We start from the raw sequence: 19,778 nt of genomic DNA, 5'->3' as shown, positions 1-19,778 counted from the left end.
ACAACAAATAAGCGTGGCCTTTGAACTTGCCCGGCAGATCCGCGGGAATCCGTCCCTGCGCTGCCAGCCCCTGTGCAAACGTCTGCACGTGCTCGGCGAGCCGATGATTGCCTTCCCGCCCGAGACCGACGTTCAAATAATTGCCTTTGCGGAAACACCAACCATAACCTTTCAAATCGTCACAGAAATAAAGCTCAGGCCGCTCGCCAGTCACCGAACACTGCGCCGCCTGCGACTCGTTCATCTCAAACTCGATTTCCTGAGCACTGATGGCACGCTCTTCCTTGCCCAAGTGCGCGCCAAGATGACGAACAACCGGGCAGAAATGACCGCCAGCACCGATCACCAACGCCGCCGAGATCTCGCCATTGACCAACCAGCGCTCACCTTGACGTTCCATCGACTTCCAAGCTTCGCCCAAACGCAAGCGTGCGCCGCTGCGTACCAATAAATAGTGATCGAACTCGCTGCGCCGAATGCCGTAACTCACCACGTTGCCATAGTGCACTTCGGCATTGGCTCGTTCGCCCATGCCAGTGATGAAAGCATCGATGGGCTGTAGTACTCGGCCGCGCCGGTAGTCATCGGCATCCAGATCCAACTCTTCGACGACCTGCGGTGTGATCCAGCCTGCGCACACCTTGTCGCGAGGAAACACGCTCTTGTCCATGATGAGCACATCGAGTCCCGCACTCTTAAGGACACGCGCGCACGTGGAACCGGCCGGGCCGCCGCCAACGATCAACACATCGCAAGTATCGGCGCTCATGGGCGGTACAAATGTTCGCGGGTCATCGGAATGCGGTTGTTCGTGCTGCCTGAAAACACCACTTGGAACAGCTGCATCTCACCCGTGGTGAACGCGGCACGCGAACCTGCCAGATACAAGCGCCACATCCGCACGAAATTCTCGTCGAACATCTTCGCCACTTTGTCGCGCGACTGTTCGTACAGCTGCCACCACCAATCGAGCGTCTTGGCGTAATGCAGGCGGATATTTTCGACATCCAGCACCGAGAAGCCGGCCTGCTCGAAAATATCCATCATCTGTTTGAGCGAGGGCGGATTGGCCCCCGGGAAAATGCGCCGATCGATCCAGCGATGCATGGGCTTCCAATAATTGCGCCCGATGGTATGAATCAAGCCCAGCCCTTCGGGCTGCAGACAGCTGCGAATGATCTCGCCCAGTCCCGGATAGTTCTCGACCCCGACATGCTCCAGCATGCCGACCGAGACGAATGCATCGAACGAGCCGCGGATGTTTCGATAGTCGTCCTCGACGAACTCGACACTGTGGTCCAGCCCTTCGGCCTTGGCACGTTCGCGTGCGAAAGCGATCTGCTCGCGCGAGATATTGAACGCTGTGACTTTCACACCATGGTGACGCGCCATGTACAGCGCCAGACTGCCCCAACCGCAGCCGGCTTCCACGACATGCTGACCCGGCCGCAGCTGAACCTTGCGACACACATGTTCCATTTTCGCCAGCTGCGCCTGATCCAACGGGGTCTCGGGCGTTGGAAAGTACGCGCAGGTGTACGCCATGGTGTCGCCCAACCACAGCGAGTAGAACTGGTTGCCTAGATCGTAATGATGATGAATGTTTTCTCGCGAGCCCAGCAGCGAGTTGTTGGGCCGCCGATGCAGCCAATGGCTCAGCTTGCGCAGCGCCGAGATGGAGTTGCGGCCGGGATGGGCGGCGCCTTGATACAACACTTCGATGAGCCGGCCCAGATCGCCTTCCACCTGGATCTTGCCATCGCTGTACAGCTCGCCGAACTGCATGTCCGGATCCCGACACAGCCGCACCAACGTCGCTCTGTCTGGAATGTGCATGGTGGCCACCGGCTCGGTGTCGGTGCGCACGCGCTCGCCATTCCAGAGCGCGAATTCCACCGGCGGGTCGCCGAATGCATGGAACAAGGCCTGCAGCATGCGGCCTTCCAGGGAACGCGACTGCGACGCTGGCGCAGGCTGGGCAGACTCCCGCCGCGCAGAGCCGGGTGGCGCTTGGTCCGCCACACGGAACGTCGTCAAAGGCCGCTCTCGAGAGGTCTGCATGGCTGTCACCCACCCGCTGGCAGTCGACCAGCTACATATTGGGATTTTTTAAGGTCGATGCAAGGGCTTTGCATCCGTCATTGCATCTGCCTGGCCCTCCTGGGACTAATCCGGAGCGATTGCGTGGAGCCCCGGAGCGCGCCCCGCCGCCGGCAGCTCTATAAAGAGTCCCACCGGCGCCCCCGTCCGGCACCCAAGTTCGCTGTGAATCTCTCTTGCCGTGAAACTCGACGCCGCCCTGATCCGCCGTTATGACTGTCATGGACCGCGCTACACGTCCTACCCGACAGCGGTGCAGTTTCATACTGGCTTTGACGAGCAACACTACCGCCGAGTTGCACTCCTAAGTAATTCCGGCAGCGCGCGGCCGCTGTCGATTTATGTTCACGTGCCGTTTTGTGCTCGACCCTGCTTTTACTGCGGCTGTAACAAGATCGTTACCCGCAATCCAGCGCACGCCGAGCAGTATCTGCAACGTTTGCATCGTGAAATCGAGTTGCAAGGCGCTCTGTTCGAACGGCGTAGAAACATGCGCCAGCTGCACTTCGGCGGCGGCACACCGACGTATCTGAGCACGTCGCAACTAGTCGCGCTGTTCGAACAACTGGGCCGCCACTTCAGCATCGATCGTAGCGAGCAACGGGAATTTTCTATCGAGATCGATCCGCGCACGCTGGCGGCGAACACCTTGCCGTCGCTGGCGGCGCTGGGCTTCAATCGATTGAGCCTGGGCGTGCAGGACTTCGATCCTCAGGTACAGCGCGCCGTGAATCGGCAACAGAGTGTCGAACAGATTGCCGGCTGCATGTCTCAAGCACGCACGTTGGGCTATCGCTCGGTGAGTTTCGATCTCATTTACGGTTTGCCTTTGCAAACGCCGGCGAGCTTCGGCACCACGCTGGATACCGTGGTGCAAATGCGACCGGATCGCATCGCTGCCTATGGCTACGCTCACATGCCCCGCCTGTTCAAAGCGCAGCGAGCCATTCACACCGAGCAGTTGCCGGATGCGGACACTCGCATGCAGCTGCTGGAGCTCACCGTCGAACGGCTCACCGACGCGGGTTATGTCTATATCGGCATGGATCACTTCGCGCTGCCCAGCGACGATCTGAGCAGAGCCATGCGCGACGGCACTCTGCACCGTAATTTCCAGGGCTATTCGACCCACGGCGATTGCGACCTGATCGGCCTGGGCGTGAGCGCCATCGGCGCGGTAGGCAATTCCTATTCGCAAAACCGCAAGCAACTGTCGGCCTACTACGCGGCGCTCGATGCCGGCAGGCTGCCGGTGGAGCGAGGTATCGCGCTGAGCGTCGACGACATCTTGCGCCGGGAAGTGATTCAACGATTGATGTGTCAGGGCAGCTTGTCGATGCGAGAGATCGAGCGGCGTTATGCGCTCGACTTCGACAGCTACTTCGCTTCGGAACTGACGTCGCTAAAGCCGTTGGCCGCCGATGGCCTGATCCAGAGCGACGCCGACACCATTCGAGTGACCGAAGCCGGCCGCGGCCTTCTGCGCAACATTGCGATGGTGTTCGACGCCCATCTGCCGCGTGCCTCCAGCACGCAATACTCCAAAGTCATCTGAAGCAATCCAGCGGCGCATCAGGCGAACCCTGAAGCGCCTTCGCTGCACGCGAAGCCCATGCTCGCATTCGACGTTGTCAGTCGCGATTGACTCGCAATTGAAACGAGAACGGGTCGACAAATCCACGGTCAGTAAGACATCGCACTCAGGGCTGGTGCGCAGTCTCTCTCGGGCTCTCCGTAATTAGAAAAAAAGCGCAGCGCGGTAACTTTGCTGTGCCCGAAAAGATCTGGATGCGAGGCTGACGATGTCCGCGAATGCAATTTCTGTCACCGACGACGTCGCCGCGACTCCGCGCGCGAACGCCGACGTGCGCGCTTACTACAACGACAAGGTGGTGCGTCAGTTCGCGATCATGACGGTCGTCTGGGGCATCGTCGGCATGGCGGTCGGCGTGGTCATCGCCGCGCAGCTGTTGTGGCCGGCGCTGAACTTCGACGTTCCTTGGCTCACCTACAGCCGCCTGCGTCCGCTGCACACCAACGCCGTGATCTTTGCGTTCGGCGGCTCAGCGTTGTTCGCTACCTCGTATCACATCGTGCAGCGAACCTGTCACGTGCGTTTGTTCTCCGACCGGCTCACGGCTTTTACCTTCTGGGGCTGGCAGGCAGTGATCGTGCTCGCGGCCATCACGCTGCCGCTGGGCATCACTCAGAGCAAGGAATACGCCGAGCTGGAATGGCCCATCGATCTATTGATCGCAGTGGTGTGGGTCTCCTACGCCGTGGTGTTCTTCGGCACCATCGTTCAACGCAAGGTGAAACACATCTACGTGGCGAACTGGTTCTTCGCCGCTTACATCATCACCATCGCCGTCCTGCACATCGTCAACAACCTGGCGATTCCGGTGTCGCCCACCAAGTCCTACGTCATCTACTCCGGCGTAGTCGACGCCATGGTGCAGTGGTGGTACGGCCATAACGCGGTCGGCTTCTTCCTCACCGCCGGCTTTCTCGGAATGATGTACTACGTGGTGCCCAAGCAGGCCGGCAAGCCGATCTATTCGTATCGCTTGTCCATCGTGCACTTCTGGGCGCTGATCTCCATCTACATGTGGGCCGGCCCGCATCACCTGCACTACACCTCGCTGCCGGACTGGGCGCAGTCGCTCGGCATGGTGTTCTCGCTGATTCTGTTGGCGCCGTCCTGGGGCGGCATGATCAACGGCCTGATGACCATGTCCGGCGTGTGGCATCGGCTGCGCACCGATCCCATCCTGAAATTCCTGGTGGTGTCGTTGTCGTTCTACGGCATGGCCACCTTCGAAGGCCCGCTGATGTCCATCAAGACGGTGAATGCGCTGTCGCACTACACCGATTGGACCATCGGTCACGTGCATGCCGGCGCGCTCGGCTGGGTGGCCTTCATTTCCATCGCGGCCATGTATCAGATGATTCCCAAGCTGTTCGGCAAGCAACAGATATACAGCGTCAAGCTCATGGACGCGCACTTCTGGATCGCCACCATCGGCATCGTGTTGTATGTGACTTCGATGTGGATTGCCGGCGTGATGCAAGGCCTGATGTGGCGCGCGCTGAACAGCGACGGCACCTTGACCTACACCTTCGTCGAGTCGCTCAAGGCCACCTATCCGTACTACGCCATTCGGCTGCTCGGCGGCCTGATGTTCCTGAGCGGCATGTTGATCATGGCTTACAACGTGTGGCGCACGGTGCGCGACACGCAGCCGGTGGATGCCCCCGTGATGGCGCCGGCCACCAGTCATTGAGCGATGCGAACATGAAACACGAAATCGTCGAAAAGAAGATTGCAGTGATGGGCGCACTGATCGCAGTCGTGATCAGCGTCGGCGGCCTGGTCGAGATCGCGCCGCTGTACATGCAGAGTTCGGTGATCGAACCGTCGCCGGGCATCAAGCCCTACTCCGCGCTCGCGCTCGAAGGCCGCGACGTGTATGTGCGTGAAGGTTGTTACAACTGCCACTCGCAGATGGTGCGGCCGTTGCCGGCCGAGACCGAACGCTACGGCCATTACTCGATTGCCGGCGAAGCGGTGTACGACCATCCGTTTCAATTCGGCTCCAAGCGCACCGGCCCGGATCTGGCGCGCGTCGGCGGCCGCTACACCGACGAATGGCATCGCATCCACTTGTTGAACCCGCGTGACGTGGTGCCCGAGTCCAACATGCCGGGCTTCCCCTGGCTCGCCGAACGCACGCTCGATCCCGCTGGCACGCAGGCAAAGATGCAAGCGCTGCAGAAGATCGGCGTGCCGTACACGGCGCAAGAAATCACCGAGGCCAGCGCTGCCGTCAGCGGCCGCACCGAGATGGAAGCGCTGATCGCGTACATGCAAGGGTTGAAGTTCTACGGCGCTCCGGCCTCCGAGAGCAGCTCAGCCAAGGGGCAAAAATGAGTATCGAAATGAACATCGGTTTGGTGCGTGGCCTGCTGACCCTGATCCTGTTCCTGGCGTTCATGACCTTGTGGGCCTTGGCCTGGAACAAGAATCGGCAAGCCGACTTCGAGCAGATCGCGCGCCTGCCGCTCGAAGATCAAGACCCTAGCCAGGACCTGCCGCGATGATCAGCCAGCCCGCCAGTGTTTTTATCGTCGTCTTTACCGCGATCAACATCGTCGCCTGCTTGTGGCTGATGTGGTGGACCGCACGCACGCGTGTGGCAGCGAGCGACTCCAGCAACGAAGGCGCAGGCAAGACCGGCCATGTCTGGGATGGCGATCTGGAAGAACTCAACAATCCGCTGCCGCGCTGGTGGCTGGGATTGTTCATCATCACCATCCTGTTCGGCGCGGGCTATCTGACCTTTTATCCGGGGCTGGGTAATTTCGCCGGCACGTCGGAGTGGAGTTCGGCGGGCGCGTATGAAGAACAGATCGCGACCCAACGCGCCACCTTCGAATCCCGGCTTGCATCGTTGCAGGATCGTTCGCTGCGCGAATTAGCCGGCAACAGCAACGCGATGGCCACGGCGAAGAATCTGTTCAGCGCCAACTGTGCCGGCTGTCACGGCTCCGACGCTCGTGGCGCCAAAGGCTTCCCCAATCTCACCGACTCGGATTGGTTGTGGGGCGGTGACGAACAGCGCTTGCTGGAAACTATTGCGCAAGGCCGTCACGGCATCATGCCCGCACTGGGCAGCGTGCTCGGTGAAACTGGCGTGAACGAAGTTGCTTCGTATGTCGTCAGCCTGAGCGGCGGCAAGGCGCCGGCGGACTGGGTGCAGGCCGGCGAAAAACGCTTCGCCATGCTGTGTGTGGCTTGCCATGGCCCGGACGCCAAAGGCAATCCGCTGCTCGGCGCGCCGAACCTCACTGACAATGTCTGGTTGCATGGCGGTGACTTCGCTTCAGTGCGCGCCACCATCACCAACGGTCGCGACAATCAGATGCCAGCCCATCAGGATTTGCTCGGCGACACCAAAGTGAAATTGTTGGCCGCTTACGTGCTCAGCTTGAACGAGCCTGCAATGCATGCCGCGAACTGAAGCCACCGCTGCGCCGAAAGCCTCGCTCTGGCCGCACTTCCGGGAAGATCTGGGAGTGCTGCTGTGGGCGTCGTTCCTGGCAGCGTGTGTGGCGACCTTGTTGTTTTTTGCTTGTTTCGACCCCCAACTCCTGGTGGAAGATGCCGCGCCGCCGGCGTGGCTGGCGGACCGTCGCGCCGGCTACACCGTCGGCTTTTTCTTTTTCTGGATGATGTCGGCCATCGCCAGTTTTCTGACCGCTTACTTGATCGAGACTCGCTCGGCGGCGGCGGCGCGTAACGATGTCCGTAACGATGTTGGCGACGATTGATGAACGCCGTGCGCCCCGATACAGCCGTCGCTAACGACGGCAGCCTGTACATCGCCCACCAGAAGGTTTACCCGCGCGAGGTCGAGGGCCGTTTCAACCGACTGCGCGTTGCCGCCACCATCGCACTGCTGGGTTTCTTCTATGGCTTACCGTGGCTGCAATGGGACGGTCGCCAAGCCGTGTTGTTCGATCTGCCGGCTCGCAAGTTTTATATCCTGGGACTGACGTTCTTCCCGCAGGACTTTTTCCTGCTGACCTGGCTGCTGATCGTGGCCGCACTGTCATTGTTCTTTTTCACCGCGTTGGCCGGCCGCTTGTGGTGCGGTTTCGCCTGTCCGCAAACCGTGTGGACGGAAATTTTCGTTTGGATGGAGCGCTGGACCGAAGGCAATCGGCAAAAGCGCATGCGCCTCGACAGTGGCGCATGGTCGGTCGAGAAAGTGCTGCGCAAGAGCGCCAAGCAAGTGCTGTGGATTTCGTTCGCGCTCTACACCGGCTACACCTTCGTCGGTTACTTCACACCGGTACGCGTGCTGACCGATTCGGTGCTAACCACGATGCTCGGCGGCTGGGAGTCGTTCTGGATTCTGTTCTACGGCTTCGCTACCTACGGCAACGCCGGCTACATGCGCGAGCAAGTCTGCAAGTACATGTGCCCGTATGCCCGCTTTCAAGGCGCGATGTTCGATCGCGACACTTTGGTCATTTCCTATGACACCAAGCGCGGCGACCCTCGTGGCTCGCGCGCTCGCAACGTCGACCCTAAGAGCAAAGGCCTCGGCGACTGTATCGACTGCAAACTGTGCGTGCAGGCTTGTCCCACCGGTATCGACATCCGTAAAGGCCTGCAGATGGAATGCATCGCCTGCGCCGCCTGCATCGATGCCTGCGACAGTGTCATGGACAAGATGAACTATCCGCGAGGACTGGTTCGCTACACGACTCAGAACGCGCTGGATCAGAGCCCCACTCGTGTGTTCCGCCCGCGCATCATCATTTATGGCTCGGTGTTGTTAGCGCTGATCATTGGCTTCGGCGTGGCGGTGGCGAATCGACACCTGGTCGAAGTCGACGTGCTTCGCGACCGGAATGCTTTGTATCGTCGTATCGACGGCGACCTGATCGAGAACGTGTACACGCTGCGGTTCATCAATAAAGACACGCGCGAGCACGCTTTGCGGATCGAAGCTCGAGGCATCGACGGCGTCTCCGTCGACACCGACCGCGAGCTGCAAAAGGTTGGCGCCGGCGAAGTAGTGAGCACAGCAGTGCGTATCCGTGCGCCGAGCAGCGCGATCAGCGGTGGACGCGACATCCAGATCGTGGTGAGTTCCGACGACGGCCTCATCGAAGCGCATTCCAAGGCCCGCTTCATCGCGCCAGTGTCGCCATGAGCGCCTGCTTCCACTGCGGCGAACCTTTACGCGGATCGACTCTGATCGCTCGCATCGAACAACGCGATCAGCCGGTGTGCTGCACGGGTTGTCAGGCCGTGGCCGAACTCATCGCCGGTACTGGCCTCAGCGACTTCTATCGCTATCGCGACGGCAACTCGGTGCGACCTAATGACGACGGTCAAGCCAGCGACAAGTGGCGCGTCTATGCCGATCCTCAGTTTGCCTCGCAGTTCGTCCGCACAGCCGGCGGACAGAACTCGGTCACCTTATTGGTTGAAGGCCTGCGTTGCTCAGCATGTAGTTGGCTGATCGATCAGGTTCTGCGGCGAAACGCCGGCGTGACGGATGCCAGCGTGAATGCAGCGACCGGTCGAGCCAGCGTCACTTGGGACGGCGCGAAACTCGATCTCTCCGACATCATGCGCACCATCGCGCAGCTCGGTTATGTGCCGCATCCGGTAACGGACGAGACCGTGACTCGGGCCTTGCGACAAGAACGGCGCGACAGCCTGAAACGCCTGGCGGTCGCGGGCTTCGGCATGATGCAGGTCATGATGTTCGCGGTCGCGGTGTACTCCGCCGAGCTGGCTCACGAAATCATGGAACCGGGGTTGCTGAACTACTTCCGCATCGTCAGCCTGCTGGTCGCTACTCCTGTGATGTTCTATGCCGGCGCGCCCATCCTGCTCAGCGCATGGCGCAGTCTGAGCAGCCGCTCCATCGGCATGGATGTGCCGGTGAGCGCAGCGTTGCTCCTCGCGTATGCGGCCAGCGTCTGGAACACATTCGGCAATGCTGGCGGCGAAGTCTATTTCGACTCCGTGACCATGTTTATCTTCTTCCTCACGCTCGGACGTTTCGTCCAAATGAGCGTGCGTCAGCACACTGCCGGCGTCACTGACGCGCTCGCCAGGCAGCTGCCGTCCATCGCCCATCGCGTCGGTGCGGACGGCGTTGAGGACGTGCCAGTGACTTCACTGCGCATCGGCGACAAGATCCAAGTGCGTCGAGGCGAAGTGCTGCCGGCAGACGGCGAGTTGCTGAACGGCGAAGCGCATCTCGATGAAGCCCTGCTGACGGGCGAGTCGCTGCCGGTGCATCGCCTGGTCGGTGAACGCGTGGTCGCTGGCACCATCAACGTCGACGGTCCAATCACCATCACAGTCACCGCGTTAGGCGGCGATACGGCGCTATCTCACATCGTCTCGCTGATGCAACGGGCACAGACATACAAGCCGGCCTTGGCACGTAACGCCGATGCCGCCGCCGGAAAATTCCTGCACTACGTTCTGCTCGGTGCCGCTGTCACCTGCGCGGCCTGGATGGCCATAGATCCGTCGCGCGCCTTTGCCGCCACGCTGGCCGTGCTCGTCGTGGCCTGCCCTTGCGCGTTCGCTATCGCGATGCCGGCTGCACTGGCCGCGGCGACTGCGAGCCTGGGCCGACAAGGAATTCTGCTGACCGATCCCGATGCGCTCGAAAGCCTGGCCAAAGTCGATCACATCGTTTTCGACAAGACCGGCACCCTCACCCGGGGCGAGCTGCACGTCTCCACATGCATTTCGCTGTCCGGCACCAGCGAGGCCCATTGCTTGCAGATCGCCGCGTTGCTGGAACATGCATCCGAACATCCGCTGGCTAGAGCCTTCACGCCCTTCCACAGCAGCGGCACGGTCGAAGCAATGACGACTGTTGCAGGGCGCGGCGTGCAAGGAACGATCAATGGCCGCACCTACCGTATCGGCAGTCCGGACTTCGTGGCCGAACTGCGTCACGAAGTGCACGCCGCTACCTCGCATGTCGGGTTGACTGGCACCGTCATCATGCTGGGCGACGAACGCCAGGCGCTGGCCTGGTTCGAACTGACCGACTCGCTGCGACCTGCGGCGGCCGAGACCGTGAGTGAATTGCGGTCGCTGCAGATCGAGTCGCAAATCCTGAGTGGCGACAATCACTCGGCGGTGGCGTCGGTAGCCCATCAGTGCGGCATCGATGAGCACTTCGCTCGCCATTCCGCTCAACAAAAGCTGGCGCACGTGTTGGCCTTGCAGAAAGAAGGCAAGCGCGTCGCCGTCATTGGCGACGGCGTCAACGACGCGCCGGTGCTCGGAGCAGCAGATGTTTCTATCGCGATGGGTCGTGGCGCGGCACTCGCTCATGCCAGCGCTGGGTTGGTATTGGTCAGCGACAATCTCGCAGCGTTGCCAGAAGCCGTGAAGCTCGCTCGACACACGCTACGCATCGCGAAGCAGAATTTGCTGTGGGCCGCGCTCTACAACCTCGGCTCGATTCCGTTAGCAGCGTTAGGCTTCATTCCGCCGTGGCTCGCAGCATTGGGCATGTCCATCAGCTCGGTCGCAGTGGTGTTGAACTCCACTCGCTTACTACCTCGCGCGCCGCGAACGAAGGCAGCGTCGAGCACGCTAACATCGGCTCACTTGCAGGAGACCGCGGCATGAGCATTCTTTTGGTGCTGATCCCGTTGAGCCTGGCGTTGGTGATATTCGCCGGCTGGGGATTCTTCTGGGCCGTGAATACAGGCCAGTTCGACGATCTGGAATCTCCAGGCTGGGACGCGTTGCGCGAAGAAACGCCAGTGGAACTGCCGAGCAGCGATGGCTAGCACTGCCGACGCAATCAGTTTGTCTGCGGCATTCGTCGCTGGTATCGCCGGTAGCGCTCATTGTTTCGCCATGTGCGGCGGTTTGGCCGGAGCGCTCGGCATGCGCGCTCGCGCGACCGCCTCCAGCGCAAGTTCTGCTTTCAGCAACGCAGCGTCGTATCACGTTGGACGCTTGAGCGGCTACGCACTGGCCGGTGCGATCTGCGGCGTGATCGGCGCCAGTCTGCAAGCGGTGCTCGATCTGGCACGCATCGGCACGACACTGCGCATCGCCAGCGGCGTGCTGCTGTTGTTGATCGCCTTGCGCATGCTGTCACCCTGGAATCCGTTGCGTTGGTTGGAAGCCTTGGGTGCCAAGTTCTGGCGTCGTCTGCAACCGCTCACCCTCGGCACCAGCAAACTCACCGGCCCCGCGCATGGAGTGGCGCTCGGTTTCCTGTGGGGCTGGTTGCCCTGCGGCTTGGTGTATTCGATGCTGTTGTTCGCAGCGCTCAGCGGTCATGCGTCGAGCGGCGCCGCCATCCTGCTCGCGTTCGGGCTCGGCACCCTGCCCTCGATGCTGACCAGCAGCGTGCTTGCCTCCCAGGTGCAGAGATTGATCAAGCAACGCTGGCCCCGCTTCGCCAGCGGCTTGCTGCTGCTGGTCTTCGGTGCCTGGATGATCTGGGTATCGCTACCAACCGGCGCCCCCATGCACCATCACTGAGCCAGCTGGGCGGGGCGCGGGTAGGTGTCACTGCGTACTGACGACCCGAGCCGGCTGCGGGACCCTCGGCCTGGTGTCAGGCTATTGCCTAATCCGTGCTGGGATCGGTCATTCATAGGGAATCGATGTGACAGCGGCACGTGTACACGACCGCGCTCTAGCCGATAGTTCACCCATGCCACTCTCTGCCTCCATAGGCGCAAACCCGTCCGGCGAACGGTCGCCGTCGCAGCCCAAGGGCCCGGCCCTGAAGGCGGCCTGGCTTCGCCCGCTGCTGCGCCTGTGCGCGCTGCTGGCCCATCCGTTCGTCGCCCCCCTGCGGCACCGTGCTGCCGAGCTCGAGTCCCAGCTCGACGTGCTCAACAGCTGCAGCATCGTGTCCAGCACCGACGGCAGCGGCCGCATCACTCACGTCAACGAGCTGTTCTGTCGCATCAGTGGCTACACACGCGAAGAGCTGCTCGGCCGCAATCACAGCACCATCAATTCCGGAGTGCATCCCCGGAAGTTCTTCATGGACATGTATCGCACCATCGCCACCGGTCAGTCGTGGCGAGGTGAGATTTGTAACCGCGCCAAGAGCGGCAATCTGTTCTGGCTGGACATGACCATCATTCCGGTCATGGACAGTTCCCACCGCGTCACTCGCTACACCTCGGTGTGTGTCGACATCACCACGCGCAAAGGCACCGAAGAAACATTGGCGCGCTTGCGCGAACGACACGCGCTGGCCATCGAAAGCTCCGGCGTCTGTTTGTGGGATTGGGACCTGGTGCAAGACACCGTGGACTTCGACCGCAATTGGGGCCAGATGCTGGGCTACACCCAGGAGGAAGCAGCCAAGATTCCGCGCGACGGTTGGAATCGCGCCATGCATACGGACGATCTCGCTTACACCTTGCAGCAGATCGAACGTCATTGTCAGGGCGAGACGCCGTTCTTCCAAAGCGAAGCGCGCATGCGCCACCGCGCCGGTCATTGGGTATCGCTGTTGTTCCGCGGCTCGGTCAACAAGCGCGATCAGAACGGCCTGGCGCTGCGCATCTCCGGCACCGCCATCGAAGTCACCGAACTCAAACACGCCACGCGCTTGGCCGAACAGTCCGAAGCGCTGCTCAAGACCGTGATCGACCTATTGCCGCAGCGAGTGTTCTGGAAGGACCGCGACGGCCGCTTCCTGGGCGTGAATCGTAATTTCAAGATCGATACCGGCGTCGAAGACATCATCGGCAAGACCGACAGCGAAGTGACTTGGGTCGGCCCGACGCCGGACTCTTCGCAAGACCGGCACATCATGGAAAGCCGTCAGCCGGTGTTGAGCTTCGTCCAACAGCTGATGCGCGGCGATCGCATCGAATGGCGCACGACCAGCAAAGTGCCGCTCATCGATGCGCGCGGCGAAGTGTGGGGCGTGCTGGGCACCTATCAGGACATCACGCCGTTCAAGCTCGCCGAAGGCGAACTGATCAACGCGCGTAACGCCGCCGAGCAAGCCAGCAAAGCCAAGAGCGAATTCCTGGCGACCATGAGTCACGAAATCCGCACGCCCATGAACGGCGTCATCGGCTTCACCGACCTGTTGTTACAAACGCCGTTGGATCCCGAACAGCAGGCCATGGCCAGCACCATTCGCGATTCGGGCCGCTCGCTGATGACCATCATCGACGACATCCTGGATTTCTCCCGCATCGAAGCCGGTCGCGTGGTCGTCGAACACGCACGAGTGGATGCCAAGAAGATAGCCCACGACGCACTGACACTGTTGCGCCCGCGTGCCGCCGAGAAACAGCTGGAGCTCGACGTGCATTGGCCCACTTCAGTATCGACCGCCATCATCGGCGACGGTGGTCGCGTGCGTCAGGTGTTGGTGAATCTGCTGTCCAACGCCGTCAAGTTCACTGATTCCGGTCGCGTCACCGTGCGTGCTTCGGCAGAAACCGAAGGCATGGTCCGCATAGAAGTCGAAGATACCGGCATCGGCATCACGTCCGAACAACTACCTCGGTTGTTCACCAAGTTCACGCAGGCGGACTCGTCCACCACGCGCAAGTACGGCGGCACCGGGCTGGGCCTGGCGATTTCCAAACAATTGGTCGAGTTGATGGGCGGCCAGATCGGTGCCCACAGTCGCCCGGGGTCGGGCTCGACGTTCTGGTTCACGCTGCCTACGGCCGCGCCACGCACCGATACGACGGCCACCAATCGAGTGCTGGTGCTGACCCCGCCGGGCGAACCGCTGCAGGATCGGCCAGCCAACGCACCAGCACCTCGCGTATTGATCGTCGAAGACCACGCCGTCAATCGGATGCTCGCCACTCGCCTGCTGACCAAGCTCGGCTGCGACGTGGACATTGCCGAGAACGGCCTGATCGCCTGCGAGCGGACCGCCGAACAGACCTACGATCTGATTTTCATGGACTGCCAGATGCCGGAGATGGACGGCTTCGAAGCAACGCGCGTGCTTCGCGACCGTGAGCGCGAAACCAAGCGGCATACGCCGATCGTCGCGCTCACTGCCAATGCCATGAGCCAGGATCGTCAGCGCTGTCTGGATGCGGGCATGGACGATTACATTCCCAAGCCTTACACCGCTGCCGATTTCGAACGCACGCTGCAGCGCTGGGTGCGGCCTCAGGCGGTACCGGCAATGGGCAGCGAGAAATAAACCGTCGCGCCGTGGCCTTCGGCACCTTCCGCCCAGGTCCGGCCGCCATGCCGTTGCACGATACGGCGCACGTTCGCCAAGCCGACGCCGGTGCCTTCGAAATCCTTTTCCGCATGTAAGCGCTGGAACACGCCGAACAAGCGATCGGCGTATTGCATGTTGAAGCCGACGCCGTTGTCCTTCACGTAGTAAACGATTTCGTTGTCGGCCACGTCGGCGCCGATTTCGATCTTGGCGGGATCGCGCGGCCGGGTGTACTTCACCGCGTTGGCCAGCAGATTCACCCACACCTGTTTCATCAACTGCGGATCGCCCATGGTGTCGGGAATGGCGTGCCGCTCCCAATCGATGCGACGGTCGCTCAGCTCCGGGCCCAGCTCCTGGAAGGTCTCGTTGATCAACTCGTCCATATGGATGCGCTGGCGATGCATGGCGGCGCGGCCGATGCGCGAGAACGCCAGCAGATCGTCGATCAACCGGGTCATGCGTAGCGCCGCCTTCTGCACCGTCTGCACGTGCCGCCGTTCTTCGGGATTCAGCTTGGCGCCGGCCGACGCATCCAGCATGGACACATACGAATGAATGTGACGCAGCGGCATGCGCAAGTCGTGCGACACCGAGTGACAGAACGATTCCAGGTCGGCGTTGGCAGCCAGCAGATCGTCGTTCTTACCACGCAGCGCGATGTTGAGCTCGCTCACTTGCTCGGCGATACGCACGCGCTCGCTGATTTCCTGCTCGAGTTCGAAGCGCGCCTGATGCAGCTCGACGAAGATTGCGACTTTGGCGCGCAATACTTCGGGCTCCAGCGGCTTCATCAAATAATCCACCGCGCCGGCGTTGTAGCCGCTGAACACCATCTCGGCGGTACGCATCATACCGGTGAGAAAGATGATCGGTGTGGCACGCGAGCGCTCGCGAGCACGAATCAATGCCGCCGTCTCGATGCCGCTCATGCCTGGCATCTGCACGTCGAGCAGAATCACCGCGAAGTCGTACTCCAGCACACACTTGAGCGCCTGCTCGCCGCGCGTGGCCGTGATCAAGTTCTGGCCGAGCCCTTCCAGCACGGCTTCCAAGGCGTCCAGATTGGCCTGCTCGTCATCGACCAGCAGAATGTTTGATTTATTGATTGCTTTCACCATTACCGACGTCCTCCAATACTCTGCGCGCCGCTCAGCACACCTTGCGATACAGGCGCTGGCGCAGCGACAGCAATTCGTAATGCGCCTCATGCCGGGACAGATGCAACGTTTCGCTCTGTCCCAAGCCGAGATAACCGAACCGCACCAAGCTTTCACGAAACAATTCATGCACTCGGTAGCGCAAGGGTTCGTCGAAATACATCATTACGTTGCGGCAAAAAATCACATGAAATTCGTTGAACGAGGCATCGCGCGCCAGGTCGTGACGAAACACCGCGATCCGATCCATCACAGCGGGATCCAGCACTGCCCAGGTTTCGCCGCGGGTGTAGTAGTCCGCCAACTGGCGAATGCCGCCGGCCGCGCGATAGTTCTCTTCGTATTCGTCGAGCGACGCCAACGGCAACAAACCACTACGTGCCTGTTCCAACACAGCCTCGTTGATATCCGTCGCGTAGATGCGGCAACGGTCGTACAGGCCTTCCTCGCGTAACAGAATGGCCAGCGAGTACGCTTCCTGCCCGGTCGAACAACCAGCCACCCACAGCCGCGGGTACGGATACGTTCGTAACAGCGGCACTACACGCTGACGAAAGGTGCGAAAGAACACCGGGTCGCGAAACATGGTGGTGACCCGGAGCATGACCCGGTCGACCAGGCTGGCCAGAAAGCGCGGGTCCTCGCGCATCCGTTCGTTCAGCTCGGGCAGGCCCGACATGCCTTCGCCTTTAATCAGGCTGCGCAGCCGCCGGTGCAGGGCGCGCCGGCTGTAACCGCTCAGGTCGACGCCGGTCAAATCGAACAAGCGTTCCAAAAACATATGAAATTCAGGCGCAGCACTGCCTGTGCCGGTTTCGTCCCCGGCAGCAACGCGGGCTCGATGTGCTTGCTCGCCGGGTGTCGTCATGACCGAACCTAGAGCTGCGCTTGCTAACGTTGCTTGTACAGCCACACTCGTAACATGGAGCGCAGCTGATCCAGATCCACTGGCTTGGCTAGATAATCCGACGCGCCGGATTTCAAACATTCTTCGCGCGCACGCGCCATGGCCTTGGCGGTGAGCACGATGATGGGCAGGTTGGCGTGCCGTTCGAACTTGCGGATGCGCCGGATGGCTTCGAAGCCGTCCATCTCGGGCATCATCACATCCATCAACACCACGTCGAACTGTTCAGGCGATTGCAGAATCTCGATGGCGGCCGGGCCGCTCTCTGCGTAACGCACTCGCATGTGATGACTTTCCAGACCGGCGGTGATGGCGAAGATGTTGCGCACGTCGTCATCGACCACCAAGACACTGCGTCCACGCAGCATCGGATCTTCCTTGCGCGCCCGCTCGAGCAACTGGCGGCGCGACTCGGGCATGCGCGATGGCGCGTAATGCAGCAGCAACGCTGTCTCGTCCAGTAAGCGCTCCGGCGAGCTGGCGTCCTTGATGATGATGGCTTCGGACACCGCTCGCAGCTCAGTCTCTTCCGTCCGCGACAGCGGCTTGCCGGTGTAGATGACCACCGGCGGCGAACTCTTGCCGTGACGACGCTGCATGGTGGCGATCATGTCGGCACCGCTCATGTCGGGCAGCATCAGATCCGCGATCATGCAATGGAAGCGGCCGTCGCTGAGCGCCTGCAAAGCTTCGTTGGCCGTGCCCACCGCCACGATGTCCACATCGGTGGCACTGAACAGATCGCAAACCGCCTGACGCTGCCGCTGATCATCTTCGACGATCAACAACCGTCGCGTGGGATCGTCGAGCAGCGCCAGCGTTTCACCGAGCACGCTATCGAGCATTTCGCGCGTCACCGGCTTGTGCAGGAACGACAACGCGCCTTGCATCAGCGCTCGTTCGCGCTGATCGTCCACGGAGATCACGTGCACCGGCAAATGGCGCAGCTCCGGGTCGTGTTTCAAACGATCCAGCACCGCCCAGCCGTTACTGTCCTTCAACAACAGATCCAGCGTGATGGCGCTCGGCTTGAAACGTCGCGTGGCCCGAATCGCTTCCTGGGCCGAGCGTTCGATGATGACTTTGAAGCCGCGTTCGCGCGCGAAGTCGGCGACCACCGCGGAGAAGCTCCGGTCGTCTTCGATCACCAACAGGATGCGATCGCCCGGCGCCAGCTTGGAGCGGTCGTCGTCGACTTCTTCGACCGGATCGTCGAACGAATCGAGTTCGACAGCTTTCGGTTCCTCCACCACGCGGGCCGGAGTACGAAACATCGGCGACGGCTCGGGCATCTTGGCGACCGGAGCAGCAGCCGCTGCGCTCATGGTCACCGGCAAGTACAACGAGAAGGTGCTGCCAACGCCGGTTTTGCTTTCCAGCGTCAACGCACCTTGCAACAAGCGACTCAATTCGCGGCTGATGGACAGCCCCAGACCGGTGCCGCCATAGCGACGTGCAGTACCCGCGTCTGCCTGCCGGAAGGCTTCGAACACCACCTCGCGCCGATCTTCCGGCACACCGATACCGGTATCGATGACACGAAACACCACGACGGCATTCGCTTCATCCAAGGTCGGCAAGTTGCCGCCCCAGCCCGAAGTGACCCGCTCGATCTTGAGCGTGACACCGCCCTTGGACGTGAACTTGAAGGCGTTGGACAACAGATTGCGCAGGATCTGTTGCAAGCGCCGGCCGTCGGTCACCAGGCTGGCCGGCACGTCCGGCGCGACCTGCACGTCGAACTTCAGATGCGCATTCTCGGCGACATGATTGAACGCCTGCTGCATCTGTTGAGTGATGTCGCTGACGCGCAGGTGTGCGGTGTCGGCGGTCACTGTGCCCGACTCGATCTTGGCCAGATCCAGAATGTCGTTGATCAACTCGAGCAGATCGTTGCCGGCGCCATGAATGGTGCTGGCGCGCTCGACCTGCTTGGGCGTGAGCGTGCCTTCGTTGTTCTCCGCCAGGATCTTGGACAGGATCAGCAAACTGTTGAGCGGCGTGCGCAGCTCATGCGACATGTTGGCCAGGAACTCGGATTTGTATTTGGAGCTCAACGCCAGCTGCTGCATCTTCTCTTCCAAGGCGCCGCGAGCCAGCTCTACTTCCTTGTTGGCGAGTTCCAAAGCCTCGCGCTGCTCTTCCAGCACCGTGGCTTTTTCCTCCATCTCCACGTTGCTCTGCTGCAGCTCCTCGTTGACCTGCTCCATCTCCAGGTTGGCTTGCTGGAGTTCGGCCTGCTGGTCGCGCAGCTTCTCCGACATGGCGGTTGCTTCCTCGAGCAACTCCTCGGTCTTGCGCGCTGCCTGAATGGCTTGCAACACCGTGCCGAAGCTGTCGCTGAAACGCCGAAGCAAAGTCAGCTGCACCGACGAAAAGGAGCTCAGCGTTGCCAGTTCCAGCACGGCCTTGACCTTGCCCTCGAACAACGCCGGCATCACCACCACTTGCGCGGCGGAGGCCTCGCCCAGCGCCGAGCCGATGCGCAGATAGTCTTCGGGCACTTTGTCCAACACCACGCCGTTGGCGTCGCGATAGCACTGACCGATCAAGCCCTGACCGCGCACGATACGTTGCGGCGGTTCGTCGCTGGCATAACTGGCCTGCAACTCCAGCACGTCCGAGCCATCGCTGGTGGGCACGTAAATCAGGGATTGTCTGGCACCGACCAAGACCGCCAGCTCGCCCAGAATCTTGGCACCGAGTTTGGACGGATCGCGGGCACCTTCCAGCAAGCGCGACAAGCGCGCCAGGCTGCTGTTCAGCCAGTCCTGTTCGGACAACGCCAGTTCGCGTGCCGAGATTTGGCCGGCCATGTGGTTGAACGCCACAGCGAGTTGCCCCAATTCATCGTCTCGCGAAATC

At 61.2% G+C, this 19,778-nt stretch carries 16 protein-coding genes; 11 read left to right on the top strand and 5 right to left on the bottom strand.

The window, feature by feature from the left end:
• The coding region (locus tag JNL55_RS02240; RefSeq protein ID WP_293848719.1) for an NAD(P)/FAD-dependent oxidoreductase at positions 1–769 on the bottom strand (769 nt) is incomplete at its 3' end.
• A complete protein-coding gene (locus JNL55_RS02235) occupies positions 766–2,061 on the bottom strand; it encodes an SAM-dependent methyltransferase (RefSeq protein WP_293848717.1) in 1,296 nt (431 codons plus the stop codon). The genes JNL55_RS02240 and JNL55_RS02235, both read right to left, overlap by 4 nt.
• Before the next feature lie 208 nt (positions 2,062–2,269).
• On the opposite strand from JNL55_RS02235, the gene hemN reads away from it, so the two are divergent.
• The 11 genes from hemN to JNL55_RS02180 all read left to right on the top strand — a co-directional run bounded on the left by hemN (position 2,270) and on the right by JNL55_RS02180 (position 14,822).
• On the top strand, positions 2,270–3,655 hold the full coding sequence (hemN, locus tag JNL55_RS02230) for an oxygen-independent coproporphyrinogen III oxidase (protein WP_415922984.1): 1,386 nt from the start codon (positions 2,270–2,272) through the stop codon (positions 3,653–3,655).
• A gap of 247 nt (positions 3,656–3,902) precedes the next feature.
• On the top strand, positions 3,903–5,384 hold the full coding sequence (gene ccoN / locus JNL55_RS02225; RefSeq protein WP_293848713.1) for a cytochrome-c oxidase, cbb3-type subunit I: 1,482 nt from the start codon (positions 3,903–3,905) through the stop codon (positions 5,382–5,384).
• A gap of 11 nt (positions 5,385–5,395) precedes the next feature.
• The gene (ccoO, locus tag JNL55_RS02220) at positions 5,396–6,031 is read left to right on the top strand and encodes a cytochrome-c oxidase, cbb3-type subunit II (protein ID WP_293848711.1); all 636 of its coding nucleotides are present in this window, start codon (positions 5,396–5,398) and stop codon (positions 6,029–6,031) included.
• Positions 6,028–6,201, top strand: coding sequence for a cbb3-type cytochrome oxidase subunit 3 (locus tag JNL55_RS02215; protein ID WP_293848709.1), 174 nt, complete (start codon positions 6,028–6,030; stop codon positions 6,199–6,201). The genes ccoO and JNL55_RS02215 overlap by 4 nt, the downstream gene beginning before the upstream one ends.
• The gene (gene ccoP, locus JNL55_RS02210; RefSeq protein WP_293848707.1) at positions 6,198–7,121 is read left to right on the top strand and encodes a cytochrome-c oxidase, cbb3-type subunit III; all 924 of its coding nucleotides are present in this window, start codon (positions 6,198–6,200) and stop codon (positions 7,119–7,121) included. Before JNL55_RS02215 ends, ccoP begins: the two co-directional genes overlap by 4 nt.
• Positions 7,108–7,431, top strand: a complete 324-nt coding sequence (locus tag JNL55_RS02205) for a hypothetical protein (protein WP_293848705.1) — start codon at positions 7,108–7,110, stop codon at positions 7,429–7,431. Before ccoP ends, JNL55_RS02205 begins: the two co-directional genes overlap by 14 nt.
• On the top strand, positions 7,431–8,825 hold the full coding sequence (gene ccoG / locus JNL55_RS02200; RefSeq protein WP_293848703.1) for a cytochrome c oxidase accessory protein CcoG: 1,395 nt from the start codon (positions 7,431–7,433) through the stop codon (positions 8,823–8,825). Before JNL55_RS02205 ends, ccoG begins: the two co-directional genes overlap by 1 nt.
• Positions 8,822–11,287, top strand: a complete 2,466-nt coding sequence (locus JNL55_RS02195) for a heavy metal translocating P-type ATPase (RefSeq protein ID WP_293848701.1) — start codon at positions 8,822–8,824, stop codon at positions 11,285–11,287. The genes ccoG and JNL55_RS02195 overlap by 4 nt, the downstream gene beginning before the upstream one ends.
• Positions 11,284–11,451 carry a cbb3-type cytochrome oxidase assembly protein CcoS gene (gene ccoS, locus JNL55_RS02190; protein WP_293848699.1) on the top strand — a complete coding sequence of 56 codons (168 nt, stop codon included), beginning with the start codon at positions 11,284–11,286 and terminating at the stop codon, positions 11,449–11,451. Before JNL55_RS02195 ends, ccoS begins: the two co-directional genes overlap by 4 nt.
• Entirely contained in the window at positions 11,444–12,157 is a 714-nt protein-coding gene (locus tag JNL55_RS02185; protein WP_293848697.1) for a sulfite exporter TauE/SafE family protein, read from the top strand. The genes ccoS and JNL55_RS02185 overlap by 8 nt, the downstream gene beginning before the upstream one ends.
• Before the next feature lie 175 nt (positions 12,158–12,332).
• A complete protein-coding gene (locus JNL55_RS02180) occupies positions 12,333–14,822 on the top strand; it encodes a PAS domain-containing hybrid sensor histidine kinase/response regulator (protein WP_293848695.1) in 2,490 nt (829 codons plus the stop codon).
• On the opposite strand, the gene JNL55_RS02175 is transcribed toward JNL55_RS02180, so the two are convergent.
• The 3 genes from JNL55_RS02175 to JNL55_RS02165 all read right to left on the bottom strand — a co-directional run.
• Positions 14,789–15,967, bottom strand: a complete 1,179-nt coding sequence (locus JNL55_RS02175) for a sensor histidine kinase (protein ID WP_293848693.1) — start codon at positions 15,965–15,967, stop codon at positions 14,789–14,791. The genes JNL55_RS02180 and JNL55_RS02175 overlap by 34 nt on opposite strands.
• Before the next feature lie 31 nt (positions 15,968–15,998).
• The gene (locus tag JNL55_RS02170; RefSeq protein ID WP_293848691.1) at positions 15,999–16,874 is read right to left on the bottom strand and encodes a CheR family methyltransferase; all 876 of its coding nucleotides are present in this window, start codon (positions 16,872–16,874) and stop codon (positions 15,999–16,001) included.
• Between the two features lie 23 nt (positions 16,875–16,897).
• A partial coding sequence (locus JNL55_RS02165) for a response regulator (protein ID WP_293848689.1) occupies positions 16,898–19,778 on the bottom strand: 2,881 nt, incomplete at its 5' end.

The sequence above is a fragment of the Steroidobacter sp. genome, from assembly GCF_016790065.1.
Lineage (GTDB): Bacteria > Pseudomonadota > Gammaproteobacteria > Steroidobacterales > Steroidobacteraceae > Steroidobacter.
This window is presented reverse-complemented; position numbering and strand designations above follow the sequence as displayed.